At 53.2% G+C, this 22,322-nt stretch carries 17 protein-coding genes, 1 tRNA gene and 2 pseudogenes; 10 read left to right on the plus strand and 10 right to left on the minus strand.

Translation table 11 applies throughout. The annotated features are described in order from the left end of the window. Window positions 1-127, minus strand: a pseudogene (locus tag IMQ56_RS01295) (phosphoporin PhoE); the annotation flags it as partial. A 305-nt stretch (window positions 128-432) separates the two neighbouring features. On the opposite strand from IMQ56_RS01295, the gene proB reads away from it, so the two are divergent. The 3 genes from proB to IMQ56_RS01310 all read left to right on the plus strand — a co-directional run bounded on the left by proB (window position 433) and on the right by IMQ56_RS01310 (window position 2,988). Continuing rightward, window positions 433-1,536, plus strand: a complete 1,104-nt coding sequence (proB, locus tag IMQ56_RS01300) for a glutamate 5-kinase (protein WP_015571369.1) — start codon at window positions 433-435, stop codon at window positions 1,534-1,536. 11 nt (window positions 1,537-1,547) lie between these two features. Next, complete coding sequence (gene proA, locus IMQ56_RS01305; RefSeq protein ID WP_126543017.1) at window positions 1,548-2,801, plus strand: glutamate-5-semialdehyde dehydrogenase; 1,254 nt, start codon at window positions 1,548-1,550, stop codon at window positions 2,799-2,801. 111 nt (window positions 2,802-2,912) lie between these two features. Then, window positions 2,913-2,988, plus strand: a tRNA-Thr gene (locus IMQ56_RS01310). A 14-nt stretch (window positions 2,989-3,002) separates the two neighbouring features. Here the strand turns inward: IMQ56_RS01310 and IMQ56_RS01315 are convergent. Beyond that, window positions 3,003-3,556 (minus strand): annotated as a pseudogene (locus IMQ56_RS01315) (site-specific integrase); the annotation flags it as partial. Window positions 3,557-4,246: 690 nt separating this feature from the next. On the opposite strand from IMQ56_RS01315, the gene IMQ56_RS01320 reads away from it, so the two are divergent. Beyond that, the gene (locus IMQ56_RS01320) at window positions 4,247-5,803 is read left to right on the plus strand and encodes a DUF262 domain-containing protein (protein ID WP_058686223.1); all 1,557 of its coding nucleotides are present in this window, start codon (window positions 4,247-4,249) and stop codon (window positions 5,801-5,803) included. 387 nt (window positions 5,804-6,190) lie between these two features. Here IMQ56_RS01320 and IMQ56_RS01325 read toward each other — a convergent pair whose 3' ends face one another. The 6 genes from IMQ56_RS01325 to IMQ56_RS01350 form a co-directional block, all read right to left on the minus strand. Further along, window positions 6,191-6,937: a class I SAM-dependent methyltransferase gene (locus tag IMQ56_RS01325; protein WP_047746097.1), complete on the minus strand. Its 747-nt coding sequence runs from the start codon at window positions 6,935-6,937 to the stop codon at window positions 6,191-6,193. A 10-nt stretch (window positions 6,938-6,947) separates the two neighbouring features. Continuing rightward, the gene (locus IMQ56_RS01330; protein WP_017694448.1) at window positions 6,948-7,205 is read right to left on the minus strand and encodes a YjhX family toxin; all 258 of its coding nucleotides are present in this window, start codon (window positions 7,203-7,205) and stop codon (window positions 6,948-6,950) included. Between the two features lie 259 nt (window positions 7,206-7,464). After that, window positions 7,465-9,402: a bifunctional diguanylate cyclase/phosphodiesterase gene (locus tag IMQ56_RS01335; RefSeq protein WP_045349979.1), complete on the minus strand. Its 1,938-nt coding sequence runs from the start codon at window positions 9,400-9,402 to the stop codon at window positions 7,465-7,467. A gap of 17 nt (window positions 9,403-9,419) precedes the next feature. Further along, window positions 9,420-9,914: a molybdopterin-dependent oxidoreductase gene (locus IMQ56_RS01340; RefSeq protein ID WP_023303170.1), complete on the minus strand. Its 495-nt coding sequence runs from the start codon at window positions 9,912-9,914 to the stop codon at window positions 9,420-9,422. Between the two features lie 383 nt (window positions 9,915-10,297). Next, window positions 10,298-12,082: a diguanylate cyclase gene (locus tag IMQ56_RS01345; RefSeq protein WP_196063775.1), complete on the minus strand. Its 1,785-nt coding sequence runs from the start codon at window positions 12,080-12,082 to the stop codon at window positions 10,298-10,300. Window positions 12,083-12,196: 114 nt separating this feature from the next. Beyond that, the gene (locus tag IMQ56_RS01350) at window positions 12,197-13,306 is read right to left on the minus strand and encodes an AI-2E family transporter (protein ID WP_017383139.1); all 1,110 of its coding nucleotides are present in this window, start codon (window positions 13,304-13,306) and stop codon (window positions 12,197-12,199) included. Between the two features lie 157 nt (window positions 13,307-13,463). On the opposite strand from IMQ56_RS01350, the gene mmuP reads away from it, so the two are divergent. The 6 genes from mmuP to tauD all read left to right on the plus strand — a co-directional run bounded on the left by mmuP (window position 13,464) and on the right by tauD (window position 19,418). Then, entirely contained in the window at window positions 13,464-14,864 is a 1,401-nt protein-coding gene (mmuP, locus tag IMQ56_RS01355; protein ID WP_196063774.1) for an S-methylmethionine permease, read from the plus strand. Next, window positions 14,851-15,783 carry a homocysteine S-methyltransferase gene (mmuM, locus tag IMQ56_RS01360; RefSeq protein WP_032647373.1) on the plus strand — a complete coding sequence of 311 codons (933 nt, stop codon included), beginning with the start codon at window positions 14,851-14,853 and terminating at the stop codon, window positions 15,781-15,783. Before mmuP ends, mmuM begins: the two co-directional genes overlap by 14 nt. A gap of 222 nt (window positions 15,784-16,005) precedes the next feature. Continuing rightward, entirely contained in the window at window positions 16,006-16,968 is a 963-nt protein-coding gene (tauA, locus tag IMQ56_RS01365; protein WP_047718014.1) for a taurine ABC transporter substrate-binding protein, read from the plus strand. A gap of 10 nt (window positions 16,969-16,978) precedes the next feature. Next, window positions 16,979-17,746 (plus strand): taurine ABC transporter ATP-binding subunit, encoded by a 768-nt coding sequence (gene tauB, locus IMQ56_RS01370; protein WP_017383143.1) that lies wholly within the window; start codon window positions 16,979-16,981, stop codon window positions 17,744-17,746. After that, window positions 17,743-18,570, plus strand: coding sequence for a taurine ABC transporter permease TauC (gene tauC, locus IMQ56_RS01375; RefSeq protein ID WP_023296000.1), 828 nt, complete (start codon window positions 17,743-17,745; stop codon window positions 18,568-18,570). The genes tauB and tauC overlap by 4 nt, the downstream gene beginning before the upstream one ends. Beyond that, window positions 18,567-19,418 carry a taurine dioxygenase gene (gene tauD / locus IMQ56_RS01380; RefSeq protein WP_017694443.1) on the plus strand — a complete coding sequence of 284 codons (852 nt, stop codon included), beginning with the start codon at window positions 18,567-18,569 and terminating at the stop codon, window positions 19,416-19,418. The genes tauC and tauD overlap by 4 nt, the downstream gene beginning before the upstream one ends. A gap of 79 nt (window positions 19,419-19,497) precedes the next feature. Here the strand turns inward: tauD and IMQ56_RS01385 are convergent, their stop codons facing one another. Together IMQ56_RS01385 and hemB are read right to left on the minus strand one after the other, a co-directional pair. After that, entirely contained in the window at window positions 19,498-21,198 is a 1,701-nt protein-coding gene (locus IMQ56_RS01385) for a lysophospholipid acyltransferase family protein (protein WP_017383146.1), read from the minus strand. 128 nt (window positions 21,199-21,326) lie between these two features. After that, complete coding sequence (gene hemB / locus IMQ56_RS01390; protein ID WP_196063773.1) at window positions 21,327-22,301, minus strand: porphobilinogen synthase; 975 nt, start codon at window positions 22,299-22,301, stop codon at window positions 21,327-21,329. Between the last annotated feature and the right edge of the window lie 21 nt (window positions 22,302-22,322).

Consider the following 22,322-nt stretch of genomic DNA (forward strand, 5'->3'; position numbering starts at 1 on the left):
AGTGCATTGCTTTTACTTTGCCGTACACGTCCAGTTTATTCCCGTTTTTATTATAAACTTCTGCTGCCTGAACAGATGCGGAAGCAACTACGCCCATTACCACTAATGCCAGAGTGCTCTTTTTCATTTTCAATCCTGATTTTATAAAAACGCGCTAATATTCGCTGAGTAATAAGATTCGACTTATTACCCCGTGAAAAACAGGAAGGGTTTTATCGTTCGTGGGTGAAAGTTTTATGACAAAGTAAGAATATGTCTAAAAAAGTATGTTTTAATTTTTCGGTAATAAAATTGTCAAAATCTGCCGCTACGCTTCCTGATCCCGCGCAACAAAGTGACGGGTCATGCGCTAAGGCAGTTGGCAACGGAGCTGACACCTGTTAAAACGTCTGACTGACATCATTTTCCCTTATTGTTGAACGGCAGAGAATCATGAGTGACAGCCAGACGCTGGTGGTAAAACTCGGTACCAGTGTGTTAACAGGCGGATCGCGCCGCCTGAATCGTGCCCATATCGTTGAGCTTGTACGTCAGTGCGCTCAGTTGCATGCCGCAGGGCATCGTATTGTGATTGTGACTTCCGGGGCGATTGCCGCCGGGCGTGAACACCTGGGCTACCCCGAACTCCCCGCGACGATCGCCTCCAAACAGCTGCTGGCCGCTGTGGGACAAAGCCGACTTATACAGCTCTGGGAACAACTGTTCTCCATCTACGGCATTCACGTCGGGCAGATGCTGCTGACGCGTGCGGATATGGAAGACAGAGAACGTTTCCTGAACGCCCGCGATACGCTGCGTGCGCTGCTGGATAACCATATCGTTCCGGTCATTAACGAAAACGACGCTGTTGCCACCGCTGAAATCAAAGTAGGCGACAACGATAACCTCTCTGCGCTGGCGGCGATCCTGGCAGGGGCCGATAAGCTGCTGCTTCTGACCGATCAGCAGGGGCTGTTTACCGCTGACCCGCGCTCTAATCCACAGGCTGAACTGATCAAAGACGTTCACGGCATTGACGATGCGCTGCGTGCCATTGCGGGTGACAGCGTTTCTGGTCTGGGGACCGGCGGCATGGGTACCAAGTTACAGGCCGCGGACGTGGCGTGCCGGGCCGGTATCGACACCATCATCGCCGCGGGCAGCCGTCCGGGCGTGATCGGTGATGTGATGGAAGGCATCTCTGTGGGCACTCGCTTCCACGCCCAGGCGTCCCCGCTGGAAAACCGAAAACGCTGGATCTTTGGTGCGCCCCCGGCTGGCGAACTGACCGTGGATGAAGGCGCGACCGCCGCTATTCTGGAAAGAGGAAGCTCGTTACTTCCAAAAGGAATTAAAAGCGTGACAGGCAACTTCTCGCGTGGTGAAGTGATCCGAATCCGTAACCTTGAAGGTCGCGACATCGCTCATGGCGTAAGTCGTTATAACAGCGACGCGCTGCGTCGGATTGCTGGTCACCATTCCCAGCAGATCGACGCCATCCTGGGCTATGAATATGGCCCGGTTGCCGTGCATCGTGACGACATGATTATTCGTTAAGGAGCCAGAACATGCTGGAACAAATGGGCGCAGCCGCGAAAGCCGCCTCTTATAGACTGGCGCTCCTTTCCAGCCGCGAGAAAAATCGCGTGCTGGAAAAAATCGCTGATTATCTGGAATCTCAGTCGCAGGAAATTTTGCTCGCCAACGAGCAGGATCTGCTGGAAGCGCGTCGCAACGGCTTGAGTGAAGCGATGCTCGATCGTCTGGCGCTGACCCCGGCGCGTCTGAAAGGTATTGCCGACGACGTCCGTCAGGTGTGCAACCTCGCCGACCCGGTAGGGCAGGTGATTGACGGTGGGGTGCTCGACAGCGGATTACGCCTTGAGCGTCGCCGCGTGCCGCTTGGCGTCATTGGGGTGATTTACGAAGCGCGTCCAAACGTGACGGTGGATGTCGCCTCCCTGTGCCTGAAGACCGGTAATGCCGCGATCCTGCGTGGCGGGAAGGAGACCTGGCGCACCAACGCCGCGACGGTAAACGTCATTCAGCAGGCGCTGGAGGAGTGTGGTTTACCGGCGGGTGCCGTGCAGGCGATTGAAAGCCCCGACCGTGCGCTGGTCAACGAGATGCTGCGCATGGACAAATACATCGACATGCTGATCCCACGCGGCGGCGCGGGCTTGCACAAGCTGTGCCGTGAGCAATCTACCATTCCGGTGATCACCGGTGGTATTGGCGTATGCCATATCGTAGTGGATGACACCGCGGAGGTAGAACCTGCGCTGAAGATTATCGTCAACGCTAAAACACAGCGTCCAAGCACCTGTAATACGGTGGAAACGCTGCTGGTGCATCAGGGCATCGCCAGTACCTTCCTGCCAGCGCTGAGCAAGCAGATGGCGGAAAGTGGCGTCACGCTGCATGCGGATGAGAAGTCTCTCGCCCTGCTGAAAGACGGTCCGGCGAAGGTCGTTCCGGTTAACGCGGAGCAGTACGACGATGAGTATTTGTCGCTGGATCTGAACGTGAAGGTGGTTGCGGATCTCGATGACGCTATTGCGCACATTCGTGAACACGGAACCCAGCATTCTGACGCGATCCTGACGCGCACCCTGCGCAATGCCGATCGGTTTGTGAATGAAGTGGATTCGTCTGCGGTTTACGTGAATGCCTCGACGCGCTTCACCGATGGCGGCCAGTTTGGTCTGGGCGCGGAGGTGGCTGTGAGCACTCAGAAGCTGCATGCCCGCGGTCCGATGGGGCTGGAAGCTCTGACCACCTACAAGTGGATCGGCTACGGTGATGATACGATTCGTGGGTAAATAATCGCGGGTGATGCAAAAATAGCCGTTTGATTCAAAAGGGCATTGACGCATCACCCGGTTAGATCTACTCTTTTGCCCCGTGGTTACGCTCGTAACCGGCCTTTCAGGGCCGATATAGCTCAGTTGGTAGAGCAGCGCATTCGTAATGCGAAGGTCGTAGGTTCGACTCCTATTATCGGCACCAGTTATTTCAATTACTTATCTTACATTCAAGTAAACCACGTTCTCCTCCTGTGCCGTATTTGTGGCATTAAGACCAATAATCGCGTCAATTTTGCTCGCGTGCTCTGTCAGGTGTCCGGCAGATAAATGCGCATATCGTTGAACCATTTCCAGTGTCTCCCATCCCCCATTTCCTTCAGCGCCAGAAGTGAAACGCCAGACTGAACGAGCCTGCTCGCCCATGTATGCCTGAGGTCATGGAAGCGGAAATTGCTAATTCCTGCCCGCTTTAGTGCTCCCTTCCATGCCTTATTACTATCTGTCCGCATTTTACTTACCGCTGCCGTTTTCGTCCCGTCACTTCTGTACCCTGGCTTGGTATGAACAAATACCCAGCGCTTATGCTTTCCTTGCTGGCTGCGCAATATTTCGCAAGCTGTTTCGTTCAGCGGAACGCCAATCGCATTGCCGGCTTTTGTTTCGTCGGGGGGCATCCATGCCATGCACTTATCAAGGTCAACCTGAGGCCAATCTAGAACTGTCACATTTGACCTGCACAGTCCTGAGGTAATGGCAAACATAACCACAGGGAAGAAGCAGGGCGCTACCGGGCATACGTGAAAGCGTTCATGACCGCGGAAAGTCCATTCCACTTCGGTGATAACGACCGTGGTTGGGTGGCGACGTTTGAATACCTGCTGCAATCGAAAGCATTAACCGCAATTCGTGAGGGAATAATATGAGACAGGATATCGAGGACAGTATCATCGGCGTACTTCCCATGGGAGGGTTCACTAAAATTTTCTCGGCTTCGGTTCAGTAAATTTCAGTTGCTTAAGAAAGAATGTGCATAAAAATCAGATTGTTAACTTTTAAGTGAGTCGTTAGTTTTCAAGAAAATTCTCCCTTGAAATTTTATATCACTTTACTATCAATAGCTTAATTCAAGTGATGACGATGTTGGAGTAAAGCTAAACTGAAAAAGCTGAAATCCTTTTCACTCTTTTCAGTTCCCTGCTCGCAGTATATCCCCAGTTGTGGCGTGGTCTGGCGCTATCATTTGTAAAATCCCAACTGAAAAAATTTTTGTGATCTGAAAACCGCAGGAGGGTGCAGTGAAGTGCGATTTTGGTCTAGAAGAGAATTCTATGATTAATTGCCAAATAAAATGGCTTGATCACATTTCACCTAACAGTTTGGTTGCAATAGTGTTGGGTTAAATGTCATGATTTCAGGACGATACTCATCAAATTAGTCACTGTTGGGCTTACGGAGAAGACATGGCGAGCAAAGCTATTTTAGTAAATTTGGATGCGATGATTAAGCGTGCGGATTTTGCTGCTGAAACTGATGACGAAACGACTTTTGATACAATAAATAGTATTTCGGTCAGAGATTTGAATGATTTTACTGCTATTTTAAGAAAACCAGATTTTCAACGTGAGACAAATCACTGGTCACCAAATCAAGTGGTATCAATGCTTGAAAGTTATGTTAATGGCGATCTGATACCAGCAGTAATTTTATGGAAAAGTTCATATATATTCGTAATTGATGGTGGGCACAGATTAAGTGTTTTAAAGGCCTGGATTGAGGATGATTATGGTGATGGTCCGTTGTCATTAAAATATTTTGGTGCTGAAATTTCGAAAGAGCAAAGAAGCATTGCAGACAAAACCCGAAAATTGATTAATGAGCGAGTTGGAAGTTGGCGTCATTTTAAACAACGGCTATTAGATGAAGATATATCTGCAACCGAAAGAAATAAAATAACAAATATTTTGACTAGAGGGCTAACTATCCAGTGGGTCAAAGGCAATGCCGATAAAGCAGAAAGTTCATTCTTCAATATTAATATGCAAGGCACACCTCTTGATGAGGTTGAAGAGCTACTCTTAAAAAATAGGCATAAACCGACATCTATATCGGCACGCGCAGTGATTCGAGCAGGGAAAGGGCATCGTTATTGGTCGGCATTTAGTCAAGATTACTCAGATAAAATAGAAAAGGCTGCAAAAAAACTGCATACCATACTATTTGATCCTGATTTGAATACTCCAGTTAAGACTCTTGATTTGCCCCTAGGGGGGGCCAGAGGCGTTAGGGTTGCGATTCAATTGCTTATCGATTTTATTCTTATTGCTAATAGAGATCAGCAAGGTAATCCTAAATCTTTAGATAAACAGGACGATGATGAGTTTGGTGCTACGACTATTCAGTCTTTGACTAATGCCATCAAATTGGCTGAGGTTATTACGGGAAATGGTGATGGTAGCTTAGGATTACATCCAGCAGTTTATTTTTATGGGCCAACAGGTAGACATACCAGTCCCATGTTTTTAGGTACTTCAGCTTTAATAGCTGAAAAGATAAATAATAACGATAAAGGATTCTTTAAAAAATTCACTGCTGTGAGATCTGATTTAGAGTCAATTTTAGTAAAAGATAAGGAGTTGATTTCTATGATTATTCAGAAAAATAGTCATAGGGCAAGGGATTTGAAATATAAAGAGTTCTTGGATAATTTAATAAAGAGATTAGAATTGAGTGATGAAATATCTGAGGTAGAGTTAATTCAACTAGCTGGCCTTCAAGGCAAAATTGTTGCTGGTGATCTTGCAGCAAAATCAAAGAAATTCAGCGATGACCAAAAAAGTAAGATATTTATTAATGCAGCACTATTTTCCGCTATAAAATGCCCTATTTGTAAAGGTTATTTGGATGCTACTAAATCAGTGTCATACGATCATGTCATTCGAGTTAGAGAAGGTGGGGTTGGGCATAGTGATAATGGTCAATTGACACATCCTTATTGCAATCAAGCGATTAAAAACTGATCAGAATCGTTTTGCTTGATATTATTGCTGCAATTGTTATTTTATGCGTTTCAAGGTGTCATATATGAGAATGGTATGACACCTTCCTTTACTGGCCTCAACCTTTATATGAATATGGGACTACTTTAATGGTCTCTAGTCTCACGGTGGGGGCATTTTTTTATATTCCCATATAAAACTTATTTTTTAACAGTTATTTGTATTCTTGAATTATTCTTATTATGGGCCCCATTTCAAATCAAACGGTAACCTTGCATTCCAGTAAATCTCGTTCTCAGACCATGGCAGCAAATATTGCCATTGGCTGCACATTTTCGCGTCATCGTTTTGTACCTCAAAGAAGTTGAACGGCGGCATAACCCTAAAGGCTATACCGCCAGCGCCATGTTATCGCGCCATTAACGCAAACACCCCCCAGCCAAAGTACTCCCGCGTGTACGTCACATGACGTTCAGGCGCTATCGTCAGCTCCGCCCGAACCTCCTGCGCGAAGTCATCGTCTGGGTTTTCCTCCAGCCAGCGCCGCATGGTCATCCATTTTGCGGCTTCGTACCTGTCCCAGCCTTCCTGATCAGCCAGCACCATTTCAACCAGGTCATAGCCCTGTTGATCGAAAGACGCAACCAGACCGGGCAGAGTAAGAAAGTCTGCAATCGACGAGACGCCGCAGGCCTGAGCTATCTCTGCCGTCGCGGGTACCTGACGCCAGTACGGTTCGCCGATGAGCATTATTCCCCCGGGCTTGAGGCTTTTTGCCAGCAGATCCATCGTCCCGGCTACGCCACCCGCAATCCAGGTTGCGCCAACGCAGGCCGCCACGTCACATTTTTCATTCGCGACGTAGCCGGCCGCGTCGTTATGAATGAAATGGACGCGTTCGCTGACGCCGAGTTCCTCTGCGCGCCGCGTGGCCTGCGTGGTGAAGAGCTGGCTCATGTCGATGCCGGTACCGGTAATACCGTAATCACGTGCCCAGGTACAAAGCATCTCTCCCGAGCCGCTGCCGAGATCGAGAATGCGTGTGCCTGGCTTCATGCGTAACACGCGGCCCAGCGTCGCGTACTTCTCTGGTGTAAAGGGGTTATGAATGCGGTGTTCGCTTTCGCTAACAGTAAAAATACGTGGGATATCCATCATCCTCTCCTTAACGATTATCAGGCTGAGCGCGAACATTGTTCAGCCCGGTGGTGTTAATGCGGTAGGGCTGACCGTTAACGGATTTGATCAGCTTTTTGGTTTTGAGCTTTTTGAAAACGGCGAGGGTGCAGTCAGCCAGCAGTAGCCCTTCGCGGCTATAGCATTCAACGGCGGTGACGCGGCCAGAGTTATCGCGGACGTGCACAATACGGCCACCTTTGGCGAGAACGTGTAAGGTACGTTGTTCCTGACGGGATAAATTCATACTGGAAAACCTGTTTAATCATCATGTGCAAAACGTGCAAACACACAGCGGTGTCCGCATACGATTTCGGCGCATTGATAATCAGTCCGGCCTGGAAAGGTCGGGAAGCTGATTATCGGATGATTACATTCTCCAGCATCAAAGCCTCGGATTGAGTTGATAGGTATTTACGGGGTGAATGATAACACCTGTTTATTGTCAGTGAATACCCAGGGGCGAAAAATGTGATCCCGGTTGGTATCGGGCTGAGGAGAGGGGATCATTCCTGGCCGCTCTTAATTTTGCTGTCGACCTGAGGCTGTGGTTTGCTGAAAAGATATCCCTGCACAAGCTCGCAACCCAGAGCCTGAAGCCGCTCAAGCTGCTCTTCGGTCTCAACGCCCTCAGCTATGACGCCCATATTAAGGCTTTTAGCCATACCGGTAATCAGCTTCACAATATTAAGCGCATCTTCCTGCGTAGATATCGGATTGACAAAAGATTTATCGATCTTGATTTTATCAAAATTCAGTTCGCTGAGTCTGGAGAGCGACGAATAACCCGTGCCAAAATCATCAATAGAAATTCTTACGCCCAGTGAGCGTAGTTTTTTGAGGATCGCAATGGGGTTATTTCTGTCACTGAAGAGGGAAGACTCTGTGACCTCTAACTCAAGACGGTTAGCCGGGAGCCCGGTCTCAGCCAGAACGGACTGCACCGTATTAATAAATGATTTGCTGCCTAACTGAACAGGCGAGACGTTGACGGAGATCCTGGCCGGAACAGCCCAGGAGACCGCTTCCCTACAGGCCAGCTTAAGTACAGTTTTACCTATCTCGTTGATCATGCCTGTTTTTTCAGCGGCGAAAATAAAGCTATCCGGGGAGAGCATCCCCTTGACGGGGTGCATCCAGCGAATAAGCGCTTCATAGCCGTAAATTTCCTTGCTGACGGAATTCACAATAGGCTGGTAATAAACAATAAACTCATCATTCTCTATTGCTCTTGCCATATCATTTTCAAGGGTTCTGCTCTCCTGCAACTTCTGTAGCATTCGCTGGCGGAAGACTTTGATTTGCTGAGAACCTTCTTTCTTGGCTTCATAGAGCGCCAGATCGGCAAATTTATAAAGGTAATCTGAACGTCGTTCGTTATCCGATAAAACAATACCCACACAGGTGGCTATTTTGATGAGTTGATTATTAATTGTATAGGGCTTGCTGATGCTATCACTGATTTCTCGCGCGCGTGAAACAGCTGCGGCTTCGGTTAAGCCACTGGAGAGAAAAGCAAATTCGTCGCCGCCCAAACGATAAAATGTCTCTGAAAAGCGGCTCAAAGCGTTAAGGCGCGTGGATACCTCACGTAACAGTAAATCGCCAGCATCATGACCGTAGGTATCATTCACCTCTTTGAACCGGTCTAAATCGAATAACATCACCGTGACCGAAATATGTTTTTCCTCAGCCTGTAGATTAAGTTTATTGAGATCATCCCAGAAGAAAAGACGGTTTTTCATGCCGGTAAGGGAGTCATGATAAACATCGTATTCCAGTTTTGTATTTTGGATTTGCAGGGTTTCTTTGGACAGCTGAAGTTCTTCAGCTAACGTTTTAACTTGTGTATGTGCTTTGAGGATGTTTTTATTTTGATAGATAATCAAAAAGCCCAGTATGAAGCTTAAAATAACCAGTAACAGCGAAAGTGCTGAATAAATATAATACAGAACCTGTATTTTTAGGTTAGTTTCATTGATTGTATTAACATCTTTTGTTAAAGCCGTTGATGAAAGCTGGCTTAGCGGGGCATCCAGTGAATGCATATTTTTCAGATAGAGCTTTAACTCTGAACGGCTCATTTTCTCAAGATGACCATCCAGATAGTTCAGTATCTTTTCCAGGCGTAAGGCGAGCGCCTGATGCGCTTTTTCGCTGTTTATATAACGACCCAGGCCGCCCTCTTTCAATAAATCATTCTGGCTCAGCATGATTTCCAGGCGCATGCGAACCTGGTCTACCGTAACGTCATCAGTCTCGGTTGCGTACAGTCCAATCCATGATTCAAATCGGTAATATTCAGATACCAGTTGGGCTACAGACCAGGACTCAGTGTAGTGAGTCAATTTTTGCAACTCTTGCTGACGATCGTAGACAAGAAAGGCTATATATCCCGTAGTGATAAAAAGAGAAAAAATGATACCAACCAGTATCCTGTTCATTATGTTCTCCTGAACTACTATTCAATCTTCATTTTGCTGACCTGCCATGCCGATCGCGAGTAATAAATCTGATTATTGAGTTCAGGAAGACTGTCATAAGGGTAGACGATGAATGACGGACCTTTATCGCGGATGCGCATATATTCGCCATTGACCTTTAACGCCAGGATGGCGTTGTATTTCTGGAAGTCGCTGAGAGGGATGACGGTAGTATAATCATTGAGTGCAACCACATTCAGAACAGAACCCTTAGCACCCACATACTCCATGAGTTTGCGCATCGGGATACCCTCAAACTTCGTGCGGCCATTATACCAGGGAGAGGTCGTCTGGAAACTCACCATCCCCAGTTTTTCCAGGCTGGCAATATCAAAAACGGCTTTTCCATTTTCGTTCGTATTTTCTATATTACCGGTAATGGTTAAGATGGGTTTGCCCACAGGCTTTGGCAGTTCGCCAGCCCAGCTTAAACTTTGTACCAAAAAGCAGCACAGCATTAGGATTATTCGCATATTGGCCTCCTCTTTTTAACAGAAGTATAAGAATTATAAGTTATTTATCCTATAAGTTTGTCTATTTTGTTGAACGCCACGGCTTTTTGCAAACGATACTTCATTAAATGTATTAAAATCAAATGGATAATCGTTGTTTGCCCCGTGATTGCAGACCTCTGGCTGGAGCTTACGTTTTTTAAAACATAAAAACTCAGTGTAATTAGCCACCCGGGTTTAAAAAATGATCGCTTTGATTTATTGATATATTTACGCACCCCCATTTTTTATCAATGGTGGCATCGTTAAGATTAATTTATTTGTACAAAGAATGATAACGCACCCTCAATGTGAGGGAATAAGAGAGTGCGAGTACCTCTGACGTCATTTGCACTGAGTTTCGGTTAACCCGTCTCCAGCATACTGAAACTGACGATCCGCGAGCGCCCCAACTCTTTCGCCCGGTAAAGCGCCACATCTGCCGCGCGCAGCAGGTCGTCGCTTTGGGCGTGCTGCGGGTAACTGGCGATCCCGATCGACACATCCACCGGGCCAATCTCAGCAAGCCCATAGCGCAGCGACAGCGTATGGACGCCGTTATAAATCTCAGTTGCGCAGGCGTGAGCCGCTTCCTCATCCGCACCCGTTAGCAGCACCAGAAACTCTTCGCCACCAAAGCGGAAGGCCAGGCCGGCATCGTGCACGGCACGCTGAACGATTGTCGCCACGCTCTTAATCACATGATCGCCAGCCTCATGGCCGAAGCGATCGTTAATGCTTTTAAAGTGATCGATGTCGATCATCATGCAGCTCACCGGCTCATCATTGCGCATTGCCTGAGCTATCTGAGTGCGCAGGGTATCTTCCAGGTGGTGGCGGTTACGCAAGCCGGTGAGCGGGTCGAATAGCGCTTTTTCCAGCAGGGCATCGCGCAGACGCTGGTTGGCCAGCGCCAGACCCAGGGCTTCCGCCATTAATTCGAGATATGCGCGGGACGGCGCCGTTTCAGGCGTGATGTTCTGAAACGACAGCAAACCAATGGCTTCCCCCTGCGCAATGAGCGGCACGCACAGTGAGCTGTCTTTTTGTGATTCAGGCAGATGCTGGCAACCGATATCCGGCTCGCCGTTGACCGGTGGATGGCTCTGACCACGGCGTATGGCCCAGCATTGATCGGGGTGGAAAGCATTTTTTTCGCCCTGTGGAGATAACCATTCCGCCGCACAGCGCATCTCCCACGGGTTTCGATCCAGGATATACAGACGTCCGGCGATACCCGGCGCAATGTTGGGAGCAAACAGCTCTGCCACCTCAATCACGTCGCTGACGTTCTCGCACCCCTGCAAGCGCTGGGTCATTCGCGCGAGCAGCTCGCGGATGGCCCAGTCTGCGTCGCGTTCTTTTTCAAGCCGCTGCCTTGCCAGCCCGTTCTCGCGGAAAATGCGAATGGCCTGCGCCATATCGCCTATCTCATCGACCTGGTTGAAATTGGGCGTTTCGACGCCGTAATCCTGTGAGGCCAGGCGGTGAACCACATCGCTGAGGCGCACTACCGGGCGCAGCACGCGGTGCTTGAGAATAAAGCCCATCACGAATAAGAAGAGCAGGGCGGTCAGGCCGACCATCACCTCTGAGGCGGTACGCAGCGTTTTCGACGTGTTGGTCGTCGCCTGGACATCGGCAATAATGCGCTTATCCAGCAGCATACGAAAATGGTCAATCTTGCTCTGGGCGCGTTCCGTTTCAAGTTCGTAGATTTTGCCGAAGAGTAACGCAATGGCCTGTTGTTCCTCACCCCGGGCGACGCTGGCAATTGCTGCCTGCTGTTCATCCTGTAGGCCATCAACAATCTTCAGCCCTTCATACAGCAGCGCCAGCTCTTCGCCCGTTGCGCCCGTATCTTTTAACTGTCCCACTTTGTGTTCAATATTCTTCAGTTCACCTTCTTTCGCCTGGTACGCTTTCAGCACATCGGGCTCTTTTTTGATGGCGTAAAGGCGCGCTAAATCGGAGAGCATCCAGGTTTCTGCTTCAATCTCTTCCGTAAGCTGGTCAAAAATTTGTCGTTGCTTAACAGCCTGACGCTCTACGTTGTCGGCATGGGAAGCCATCAGCATGACGATACCGGAGGCAATGGTCAGGCACACCGTGACACCATAGGCCCAGTTTGTGATCGTGGCGATTCGCACCTGTTGGATCCTTCTACGACAAATGTGGAAGAGCGTTCATTTCAGATTATAGAAAACCCCTGATTTATCGCGAAAAAAAAGGCGGCACAGGGCCGCCTGACAAAACGCGTTTCGTTAGAGATCCGGAGGGTTTTTTCCCTCTTCGATAAAGTCTGCGTCCAGCTCCTCGGCGTTGCCTGCGTGGTCGCGGCCGGAGAAGAGGTTCCAGCAGGCGATAAACAGGGCGGCAATCAGCGGCCCAATCACAAAACCATTTATGCCGTACAGCTCCATACCGCCGAGCGTGGTGATCAGTATCAGGTAGTCCGGCATTTTGGTGTCTTTGCCCACCAGCAGCGGACGTAAAAGGTTGTCCACCAGCCCGACGATAATGACAAAAAAGCCCACAATGAACAGACCCTGCCACAGCTGGTGAGTGGCAAACAGGAAGATCGCGGCGGGAACCCAGACGATAGCCGAGCCGACGGCGGGCACCAGGGAGAGAAACGCCATCAGCGCTCCCCACAGTACGCTACCGTCAATACCGACGATGGCAAAGGCGATACCGCCAAGCGTACCCTGAACCACTGCCACGACCGCCGTACCTTTTACCGTGGCTCGCGAGACGCCGACAAACTTAGCGAACAGGTGCTGTTTGGCGAAGTCAGACAGCGGCAGCGAGTCGAGGATCTGGCGCACCAGATAGGGCCCGTCTTTGAGCAGGAAAAACAGCAGGTACAGCATAATGCCGAAGCTAATAGCAAAGCCGAACGTCCCTTTACCAATCAGGAACGCGCTTCCCGCCAGATACTGTCCACCCTGTAACGCGACATCGGAAAGCTTTTTCTGAATCTGCGCGGCGTTGGTCAGGTTGTGATCCGCCAGGAAGCCGCTGGCCCAGTCCGGTAGTCGGTTGAAAATACCGGCGATGACTTCCGGGAACTGCGTGTTGTTCTGTTGCAGCTTGGTGTAAACCATGTTCAGTTCCACCGCGAGCGAGGAAAGGATCACCATCAACGGAATAAACACGATCAGGCAGATAATGCCGAGTGTTAGGAGAGAAGCCAGCCCGTTGCGATCGCCCAGCGCGGTACGCAGTTTGTTTTTCACCGGGTTGAAAATGATGGTCAGGATCGCGGCCCACAGAATCGCCGAGAAATAGGGTGACAGCACGTCAAAGAAAGCCCAGGTGACAAGGGCCAGGATGAGAATAAAGAAACCTTTGGTCAGTCCGTTAAATCGCATAGTGAGTCCAGGTGAAGAAGAAACTGTGTCGACTATAGAACTGATTTAAAGATTTACCAATAATTGCGCCGAAGTCGTGCCGGGTGGCTTTTTGTTAACAATCGCGGTATAACACCCTTCTTTGGATGTTTAGATGTCCATACGTTTAGAAGGTAATATGCAAACAGAACAACAAAACGGGCAGCTTAAGCGCACCATGAAAACCCGTCACCTGATTATGCTCTCGCTGGGGGGCGTTATCGGCACAGGTTTATTCTTCAATACCGGATACATCATTTCGACAACCGGCGCGGCGGGCACGCTGCTGGCGTATCTTATTGGTGCGCTGGTGGTCTGGCTGGTTATGCAGTGTCTGGGCGAGCTTTCCGTAGCGATGCCGGAAACCGGCGCGTTCCACGTCTACGCCGCTCGTTATCTCGGCCCGGCGACAGGGTATACCGTGGCGTGGCTCTACTGGCTTACGTGGACAGTGGCGCTGGGATCGAGCTTTACCGCAGCCGGGTTCTGTATGCAGTACTGGTTCCCGCAGGTTCCCGTCTGGACGTGGTGCGTCGTCTTTTGCGTGGTGATTTTTGCTCTTAACGTCATTTCCACGCGCTTCTTCGCCGAAGGGGAATTCTGGTTCTCGCTGGTGAAAGTCATCACCATCATCGCCTTCATTATTCTCGGCGGGGCGGCGATCTTCGGTTTTATCCCGATGCAGGACGGTTCACCGGCGCCGGGCTTAAGCAACATTACTGCCGAAGGCTGGTTCCCGCACGGCGGTATGCCGATCCTGATGACCATGGTGGCGGTCAACTTTGCCTTCTCCGGAACGGAGCTTATCGGCATCGCGGCAGGAGAAACGGAAAACCCACACAAGGTTATTCCGGTTGCTATTCGCACCACCATCGCCCGGCTCATCATCTTCTTTATTGGCACCGTGTTTGTGCTGGCGGCGCTGATCCCGATGCAGCAGGCTGGCGTGGAGAAAAGCCCGTTCGTGGTGGTGTTTGAAAAGGTCGGCATTCCGTATGCGGCGGATATCTTTAACTTCGTGATCCTGACGGCGATCCTCTCGGCGGCGAACTCGGGTCTGTACGCCTCTGGCCGTATGCTGTGGTCTCTGTCTAACGAGAAAACGCTGCCGCGCTGCTTTGCCCGCGTCAACAAAAACGGCGTGCCGCTGACGGCGCTCTCCGTTTCCATGCTGGGTGGCGTGCTGGCGCTGTTCTCCAGCGTGGTCGCGCCGGATACGGTGTTTGTGGCCCTGTCAGCCATTTCCGGTTTTGCGGTGGTGGCGGTGTGGATCAGCATCTGCGCGTCACACTTCGTGTTTCGTCGCCGTCACGTGCAGTCCGGGCAGCCACTTTCGGCGTTGCAGTATCGCGCGCCATGGTATCCGCTGGTGCCCGTGCTTGGCTTTATCCTCTGTCTGGTGGCCTGCGTCGGCCTGTGGTTTGACCCCAGCCAGCGTATTGCCCTTTATTGCGGGCTTCCGTTTGTCGCCCTGTGTTATGGTGCGTACTACCTGACCCGAAACATGACCACGCAGGAGCCTGAACATGTCGCAGAATAATCCGCTTACCGCCCTCCTTGAAAACCAGCCGTTTGTCGTGCTGGATGGGGCGATGGCAACGGAGCTGGAAGCGCGCGGTTGTAACCTTGCCGACAGCCTCTGGTCGGCCAAAGTGCTGATGGAAAACCCTGAGCTGATCCGGGACGTGCACCTCGACTATTACCGCGCGGGGGCACAGGTGGCGATCACCGCCAGCTATCAGGCCACGCCTGCGGGCTTTGCCGCACGCGGGCTGGACGAGGCGCAATCCCGGGCGTTGATTGGCAAAAGCGTAGAGCTGGCACGCAAAGCGCGGGAAGCGTACCTGGCAGAGAATGCGCAGGCGGGCACGCTGCTGGTGGCGGGGTCGGTAGGGCCGTACGGCGCGTACCTTGCCGATGGATCTGAATATCGCGGCGATTATGTGCGTCGCGCTGAAGAGTTCACCGCGTTCCACCGTCCCCGCGTGGAGGCGCTGCTGGATGCGGGCGCGGATCTGCTGGCCTGTGAAACGCTGCCTTCTTTCCCGGAGATTAAGGCGCTGGCGGCGATGCTGACGGCGTATCCTCGCGCCCGGGCATGGTTCTCATTTACCCTGCGTGACAGCGAGCACCTGAGTGACGGGACGCCGCTGCGGGATGTCGTTTCTGCGCTGGAAAACTACTCGCAGGTTGTCGCGCTGGGGATCAACTGTATCGCGCTGGAAAACACCACCGCGGCGCTGACGCATCTGCACAGCCTGACGTCGCTGCCGCTGGTGGTCTATCCGAATTCCGGCGAGCATTATGATGCGGTGAGCAAAACCTGGCATCACCACGGTGAAGCCTGCGAGACGCTGGCGGGGTATTTACCGCAGTGGCTGGATGCCGGTGCGAAGCTGATTGGCGGCTGCTGTCGCACCACGCCGCAGGATATTGCTGCGCTGACGGTTCAGCGCTGAGGTCTTTGCCGGGTGGCGGCTGCGCCTTACCCGGCCTACAAATTGCACGAACCGTAGGCCGGGTAAGCGCAGCGCCACCCGGAGAAACAACCGCACAAAATTCACTATCCTTTCCCGCTTTTTTTCTAAAAACGAATCGTCATTAGCGATTCTTTTTTATTCCTTTATCAAAATTCTCGCGCCGGAAATACTGCCCTCATAACAACAAGGGGAGCAGACATTATGGCAATTTCATCGCGGATCACACTTCTCGGCGCACTGGCGCTGTGGGCATTTCAGGCGCAGGCGGTGGACGTCACCGTCGCGTATCAGACTTCCGCTGAGCCGGCGAAAGTCGCGCAGGCGGACAACACCTTCGCCAAAGCGAGCGGGGCGAACGTCGACTGGCGCAAGTTCGACAGCGGCGCGGCGATTGTGCGGGCGTTAGCCTCGGGCGATGTGCAGATTGGCAACCTGGGCTCCAGCCCGCTGGCGGTGGCCGCCAGCCAGCAGGTGCCGATTGAAGTTTTCCTGCTGGCGTCGCAGCTCGGAAATTCCGAAGCGCTGGTAGTGAAGAAAACTATAACGAAACCCGAAGATTTGATCGGCAAACGCATCGCGGTGCCGTTTATCTCCACCACGCATTACAGCCTGCTGGCAGCGCTGAAACACTGGGGCATTAAGCCGGGCCAGGTGCAGATCATTAACCTGCAACCTCCGGCGATTATTGCCGCCTGGCAGCGTGGCGACATCGACGGAGCATACGTCTGGGCGCCCGCCGTCAACGAGCTGGAAAAAGAGGGCACCGTGCTGACCGACTCCGAAAAAGTGGGGCAGTGGGGCGCGCCAACCCTTGACGTCTGGGTCGTACGTAAGGACTTTGCCGAGAAACACCCTGAAGTGGTGAAAGCCTTCGCCAAAAGCGCCATCGACGCACAGCAGCCATACATCAGCAACCCGGATGAATGGCTGAAACATCCCGCCAACCTGGAGAAGCTCTCACGTCTGAGCGGCGTGCCGGAAGCTGACGTGCCGGGGCTGGTAAAAGGCAACACCTATCTGACGCCTGCGCAGCAGGTCCAGCAGTTGAACGGGCCGGTGAGCAAAGCGATTGTCGACACTGCCACGTTCCTGAAAGAGCAGGGCAAAGTGCCTGCGGTGGCGGCGGATTACAGCCAGTTCGTGACCGATCGCTTTGTGAAATAAGGGGGCTGCAATGCTGAACATTACAAACCTGTCTGCCGATTACGGCGGCAAACCCGCCCTGGAAGAGATCAACCTGACGCTGGACAGCGGTGAACTGCTGGTGGTGCTGGGGCCGTCCGGCTGCGGGAAAACGACGCTGCTGAACCTGATCGCCGGGTTTGTACCGTATCAGCACGGCACGATCCAGCTGGAAGGGAAACGGGTAACGGGGCCGGGCGCAGAGCGCGGCGTGGTCTTTCAGAATGAAGGATTACTCCCGTGGCGAAACGTTCAGGAAAACGTTGCGTTTGGTCTGCAACTGGCCGGTGTAGCGCGTGAACAGCGCCTGAGTACGGCGCGCGATATGCTGAAAAAGGTCGGGCTGGAGGGGGCTGAAAAACGCTTTATCTGGCAGCTTTCAGGCGGGCAGCGTCAGCGCGTCGGGATCGCCCGTGCGCTGGCGGCTAACCCACAGCTGCTGTTGCTGGACGAACCTTTCGGGGCGCTGGATGCCTTCACCCGCGAGCAGATGCAAACCCTGCTGCTGCGCCTGTGGCACGAAACCGGCAAGCAGGTGCTGTTAATCACTCATGATATCGAAGAGGCCGTGTTTATGGCGACGGAGCTGGTGCTGCTCTCACCGGGGCCGGGACGCGTGCTGGAGCGCCTGCCGCTTGAGTTTGCCCGCCGCTATGTGGCGGGAGAGCCGGTACGCAGCATCAAATCCGATCCGCTGTTTATTGAACAGCGTGAATACGTCTTAAGCCGCGTGTTTGAGCAACGGGAGGCGTTCTCATGAGCATTGTTTTCAGTGAAAAAACGCGGCGGACGCGCCTTGCCTTACGCTGGCCGTTCTCTCGCCAGCTCACCTTAAGTCTCAGCACGCTGGTGGTGGTGCTGGCGGTATGGTGGGCGGTTGCCGCGCAGCAGTGGGTCAGCCCGCTGTTTCTGCCCCCGCCAGGCCAGGTTCTGGAAAAACTGATTACTATCGCCGGGCCGCAGGGCTTTATGGATGCCACGCTCTGGCAGCATTTAGGCGCCAGTCTGATGCGTATTCTGGTGGCGCTGCTGGCGGCGGTCATTATTGGCGTTCCGGTGGGGATCGCGATGGGACTGAGCCCGACGGTACGCGGCATTCTCGACCCGCTGATAGAGCTTTACCGTCCCGTCCCGCCGCTGGCTTACCTGCCCCTGATGGTGATCTGGTTTGGCATCGGCGAGACGTCAAAGATCTTACTGATATACCTGGCGATATTTGCGCCGGTAGCCATGTCGGCCCTGGCTGGCGTAAAGAGTGCGCAGCAGGTACGCATACGTGCGGCGCAGTCGCTCGGCGCCAGCCGCGCGCAGATACTGCTGTTCGTCATTTTACCAGGCGCGCTGCCGGAGATACTGACCGGGCTGCGCATCGGCCTTGGGGTGGGCTGGTCTACGCTGGTGGCGGCAGAGCTGATAGCCGCCACGCGCGGCCTTGGGTTTATGGTGCAGTCGGCGGGAGAGTTCCTGGCGACTGACGTGGTACTGGCAGGGATCGCGGTGATCGCCGCGATTGCCTTTGGATTAGAACTGGGACTGCGCGCGCTACAGCGTCGCCTGACGCCCTGGCATGGAGAAATACAATGAGTGAACGACTGACCATTACCCCGCTGGGGCCATATATTGGCGCGCAGGTGTCGGGCCTGGACGTAACCCGTCCGCTGAGCGATAACCAGTTTGAGCAGCTGTACCACGCGGTGCTACGTCATCAGGTGGTATTCCTGCGTGAACAGGCCATTACCCCGCAGCAGCAGCGCGCGCTGGCCCTGCGTTTTGGCGACCTGCATATCCACCCGGTCTACCCGCATGCGGAAGGGGTGGAGGAAATTATCGTGCTGGACACCCATAACGATAACCCGCCCGATAATGACAACTGGCACACGGACGTTACCTTTATCGACACACCGCCAGCCGGGGCGATTCTGGCAGCAAAACAGCTGCCGGAGACGGGTGGGGATACGCTGTGGGCCAGCGGGATTGCCGCGTTTGAGGCGCTCTCCGCGCCGCTCCAGACTCTGCTGAGCGGCCTGCGGGCGGAGCATGACTTCAAAAAATCGTTCCCGGAGTACAAGTACCGCAAAAGCGAAGAGGAGCACCAGCGCTGGCTGGATGCGGTCGCAAAACATCCCCCGCTGCTGCACCCGGTGGTGCGTACCCATCCGGTGACCGGAAAGCAGGCGCTGTTTGTGAATGAAGGGTTCACCACGCGCATCGTGGACGTAGCGGAAAAAGAGAGTGAGGCGCTGCTCGGCTTCCTGTTCGCGCACATCACCAAACCGGAGTTCCAGGTGCGCTGGCGCTGGCAGGAGAACGATCTGGCGATCTGGGATAACCGCGTCACGCAGCATTACGCTAATGCGGATTACCTGCCGCAGCGAAGGATTATGCAGCGGGCGACGATCCTGGGGGATAAGCCGTTTTACCGTGCGCCTTGATTGCCGGGTGGCGGCGTTGCCTTACCCGGCCTACGTTTAATTGTAGGCCCGGTAAGCGCAGCGCCACCGGGCAACGGAGCTAGAGGTGTGCTTCTATATACCGCTGATAGCGGTTTGCCTTCAGATAACACAGATCCACCAGCACCAGCCCGTCGATACAGTTATTGAACGCCGGATCGCTGCCGAAATCGATAAACTGCACGCCGCCGGGTTCGCATAGCTCGGAATACTGTTTGTAGAGCGGCGGGATGCCGCAACCCAGGTTGCCGAGCAGGGATTTCAGCTTTGTCAGGTCATCCACGTAATCCACCCCGCCAAACTGTGCCAGCACGTCCGGAAGTGAGGCCGGGTAGGGTTGACGCGAGGCGGCTAAGGGATGGCTGGCCGGAAACCAGAGACGATAAAACGCCACCAGCAGATCCCGTGCGGCAGGCGGTAAGCCGCCGGAGATGGACACCGGACCAAACAGGTAACGGTAATGTGGATAGCGTGCCAGATAGGCGCCAATGCCTGACCACAGATAGTCCAGACCGCGACGCCCCCAGTAGCGCGGCTGTATAAAGCTGCGCCCCAGCTCAATACCGTGCTCAAGTATGTCCTGCATTTTTTCGTCGTAGTGGAACAGGCTGTAGCTGTACAACCCCTCGACGCCGCGCTTTTCCACCTGCATGGCCGTTGGCATAAAGCGGTACGCGCCGACAATCTCCAGGTCATCGTCATCCCACAGAATAAGGTGCAGATAGTCATCATCGTAGCTGTCGGTATCCCGGCGCTTCCCGCTGCCTTCCTCCACGGCACGAAAGGCAATCTCGCGCAGCCGCCCAAGCTCGCGCAGCAGAGGCGCCTCTTCCTGCCCGTTGCGCTGCCAAAGATAGATGGCCTTACCATCGCTGGTTTTGCCCAGACACTCGGCCTGCGCCAGTTCGCGCTTCAGCGTGGCCCTGTCTTCCGGGCGGGCAATGGCGCACTGGGTTTTAAAGACGCCAGGCAATCCCTTGCCAAGACGTATCACGTGCTGACGACACTGCTCGGCCATCTCACGTGATGAAAGGGTAGAACTAAACCGGTCATTCCAGGCAATCTGCTGGCCGATTTTGATCGGCAGCTGACTGTGACGGCGGCGAAACATCTGTTGCATCAGCAGCAGCATGGATACCGTTGGCGAGACCAGGGTACTGGCATAAAACAGCAGGCTGTTGTGCGCCTGGATATGTACCGGGAGTAGCGGCACCCGTAGTTTGCCGGCCAGCTTGATAAAGCCCGGATGCCATTTTTTATCGCGGATGCCTTTGCGCGTTGGGCGGGAAACTTCGCCCGCCGGAAAGAAGATCAGCACGCCGGCGTTTTGCAGGTGCTGCTCCATCTGTATCAGCGAGGATTTTGCGGTTCTGCCGCCCATATTATCTACGGGAATAAATAATGAACTGAGGGGCTCAAGGTGGGACAGCATCCTGTTGGTAACAACCCTCACGTCGCGGCGCACGCGGGAAACGGCATACAGCAGCGCCAGCCCATCCAGGGTGCCGGTGGGGTGGTTCGCTATCACAATGAGTGGGCCGTGTTCGGGGATTTGTTCGAGGTCGCGGGCGGAAACGGAGCAGTGAATATCAAGGTGTTCCAGAACCTGCTCCACCATATCCAGCCCTTTCAGGTGACGGTGGCTGGCGGCAAACTGCTGAAATTCGTCTTCGTGAAGCAGTCTTTTTAACAGACTTTTTTGCCAGGGTGCGGGCCTCGCCTGAGGCCAAAGGTCATCAAGAACGCTGTCGAGACTAAACATTGATCACTCCTCCTGCCGTCTTGCCCAGACAGTAGAAGGAGGAGATGTCGTTTGTATTGCAGTTTGGTGAAGATTAGCGCAGAGAGCAGGCCGGGTAAGGCGAAGCCGTTACCCGGCGCTAAAGCGGATTAACGCAGAATTTTCTTCTCAGCCAGATCCAGCGCGAAATAGCTGAAGATCAGATCCGCGCCCGCGCGTTTGATCGCCCCCAGGCTTTCGAGGATCACTTTCTCTTCGTCGATGGCACCCGCCTGCGCGGCGAATTTGATCATCGCGTACTCGCCGCTCACCTGGTAGGCGCCCAGCGGCAGTTCGGTGCGTTCGCGAATGTCGCGCAGGATATCCAGGTATGCGCCAGCCGGTTTCACCATCAGGCAGTCAGCGCCCTGGGCTTCATCCAGCAGAGACTCACGAATCGCTTCGCGGCGGTTCAGCGGGTTCATCTGATAGGTTTTACGATCGCCTTTCAGCGCCGTGCCGGCTGCTTCACGGAACGGGCCGTAGAAAGAGGAGGCAAATTTGGTGGAATAGGACATGATGGCGGTGTCGGTGAAGCCCGCAGCGTCCAGCGCCTGACGGATCGCCTGTACCTGCCCATCCATTGCCGCAGAAGGCGCAATGAAATCCGCACCCGCAGCGGCGGCAACCACTGCCTGCTTGCCCAGATTCAGCAGGGTCGCATCGTTGTCCACGCCGTGATCGCACAGCACACCACAGTGGCCATGAGAGGTGTATTCGCAGAAGCAGGTATCGGACATGACGATCATCTCCGGCACACTCTCTCTGCAGATGCGCGACATGCGGGCGACGAGGCCGTCTTCTTTCCAGGCATCGCTGCCGGTCGCGTCAGTGTGGTGGGAGATACCGAACGTCATTACCGAGCGGATGCCCGCATTCGCAATGCGTTCGATCTCGCGGGCCAGATGCTTTTCAGGAATGCGCATCACGCCCGGCATCGCGTCGATGGCTTTGTAGTCATCGATCTCTTCTTCAACAAAAATCGGCAACACCAGATCGTTTAAGGTCAGTGTTGTCTCTTCAAACATGGCGCGCAGTGCGGGAGACTTGCGCAGGCGACGGGGACGTGCAATTAAATCGGTCATGGTATGCCTGATGTTTGTGGA

It is taken from the genome of Enterobacter sp. Res13-Sevr-PEC09-46, assembly GCF_015672585.1.
GTDB classification, from domain to species: domain Bacteria; phylum Pseudomonadota; class Gammaproteobacteria; order Enterobacterales; family Enterobacteriaceae; genus Enterobacter; species Enterobacter hormaechei_C.

Bases quoted from the DNA above. Each gene is read 5' to 3' on its own strand.
- tauC (WP_023296000.1), top strand. From the start codon at position 17,743: ATGAGCATTGTTTTCAGTGAAAAAACGCGGCGGACGCGCCTTGCCTTA.
- mmuP (WP_196063774.1), top strand. From the start codon at position 13,464: ATGCAAACAGAACAACAAAACGGGCAGCTTAAGCGCACCATGAAAACC.
- IMQ56_RS01335 (WP_045349979.1), bottom strand. From the start codon at position 9,402: ATGAACAGGATACTGGTTGGTATCATTTTTTCTCTTTTTATCACTACG.
- IMQ56_RS01320 (WP_058686223.1), top strand. From the start codon at position 4,247: ATGGCGAGCAAAGCTATTTTAGTAAATTTGGATGCGATGATTAAGCGT.
- proA (WP_126543017.1), top strand. From the start codon at position 1,548: ATGCTGGAACAAATGGGCGCAGCCGCGAAAGCCGCCTCTTATAGACTG.
- hemB (WP_196063773.1), bottom strand. From the start codon at position 22,301: ATGACCGATTTAATTGCACGTCCCCGTCGCCTGCGCAAGTCTCCCGCA.
- IMQ56_RS01340 (WP_023303170.1), bottom strand. From the start codon at position 9,914: ATGCGAATAATCCTAATGCTGTGCTGCTTTTTGGTACAAAGTTTAAGC.
- proB (WP_015571369.1), top strand. From the start codon at position 433: ATGAGTGACAGCCAGACGCTGGTGGTAAAACTCGGTACCAGTGTGTTA.
- tauB (WP_017383143.1), top strand. From the start codon at position 16,979: ATGCTGAACATTACAAACCTGTCTGCCGATTACGGCGGCAAACCCGCC.
- IMQ56_RS01330 (WP_017694448.1), bottom strand. From the start codon at position 7,205: ATGAATTTATCCCGTCAGGAACAACGTACCTTACACGTTCTCGCCAAA.
- tauD (WP_017694443.1), top strand. From the start codon at position 18,567: ATGAGTGAACGACTGACCATTACCCCGCTGGGGCCATATATTGGCGCG.
- tauA (WP_047718014.1), top strand. From the start codon at position 16,006: ATGGCAATTTCATCGCGGATCACACTTCTCGGCGCACTGGCGCTGTGG.
- IMQ56_RS01325 (WP_047746097.1), bottom strand. From the start codon at position 6,937: ATGGATATCCCACGTATTTTTACTGTTAGCGAAAGCGAACACCGCATT.
- IMQ56_RS01385 (WP_017383146.1), bottom strand. From the start codon at position 21,198: ATGTTTAGTCTCGACAGCGTTCTTGATGACCTTTGGCCTCAGGCGAGG.
- mmuM (WP_032647373.1), top strand. From the start codon at position 14,851: ATGTCGCAGAATAATCCGCTTACCGCCCTCCTTGAAAACCAGCCGTTT.
- IMQ56_RS01350 (WP_017383139.1), bottom strand. From the start codon at position 13,306: ATGCGATTTAACGGACTGACCAAAGGTTTCTTTATTCTCATCCTGGCC.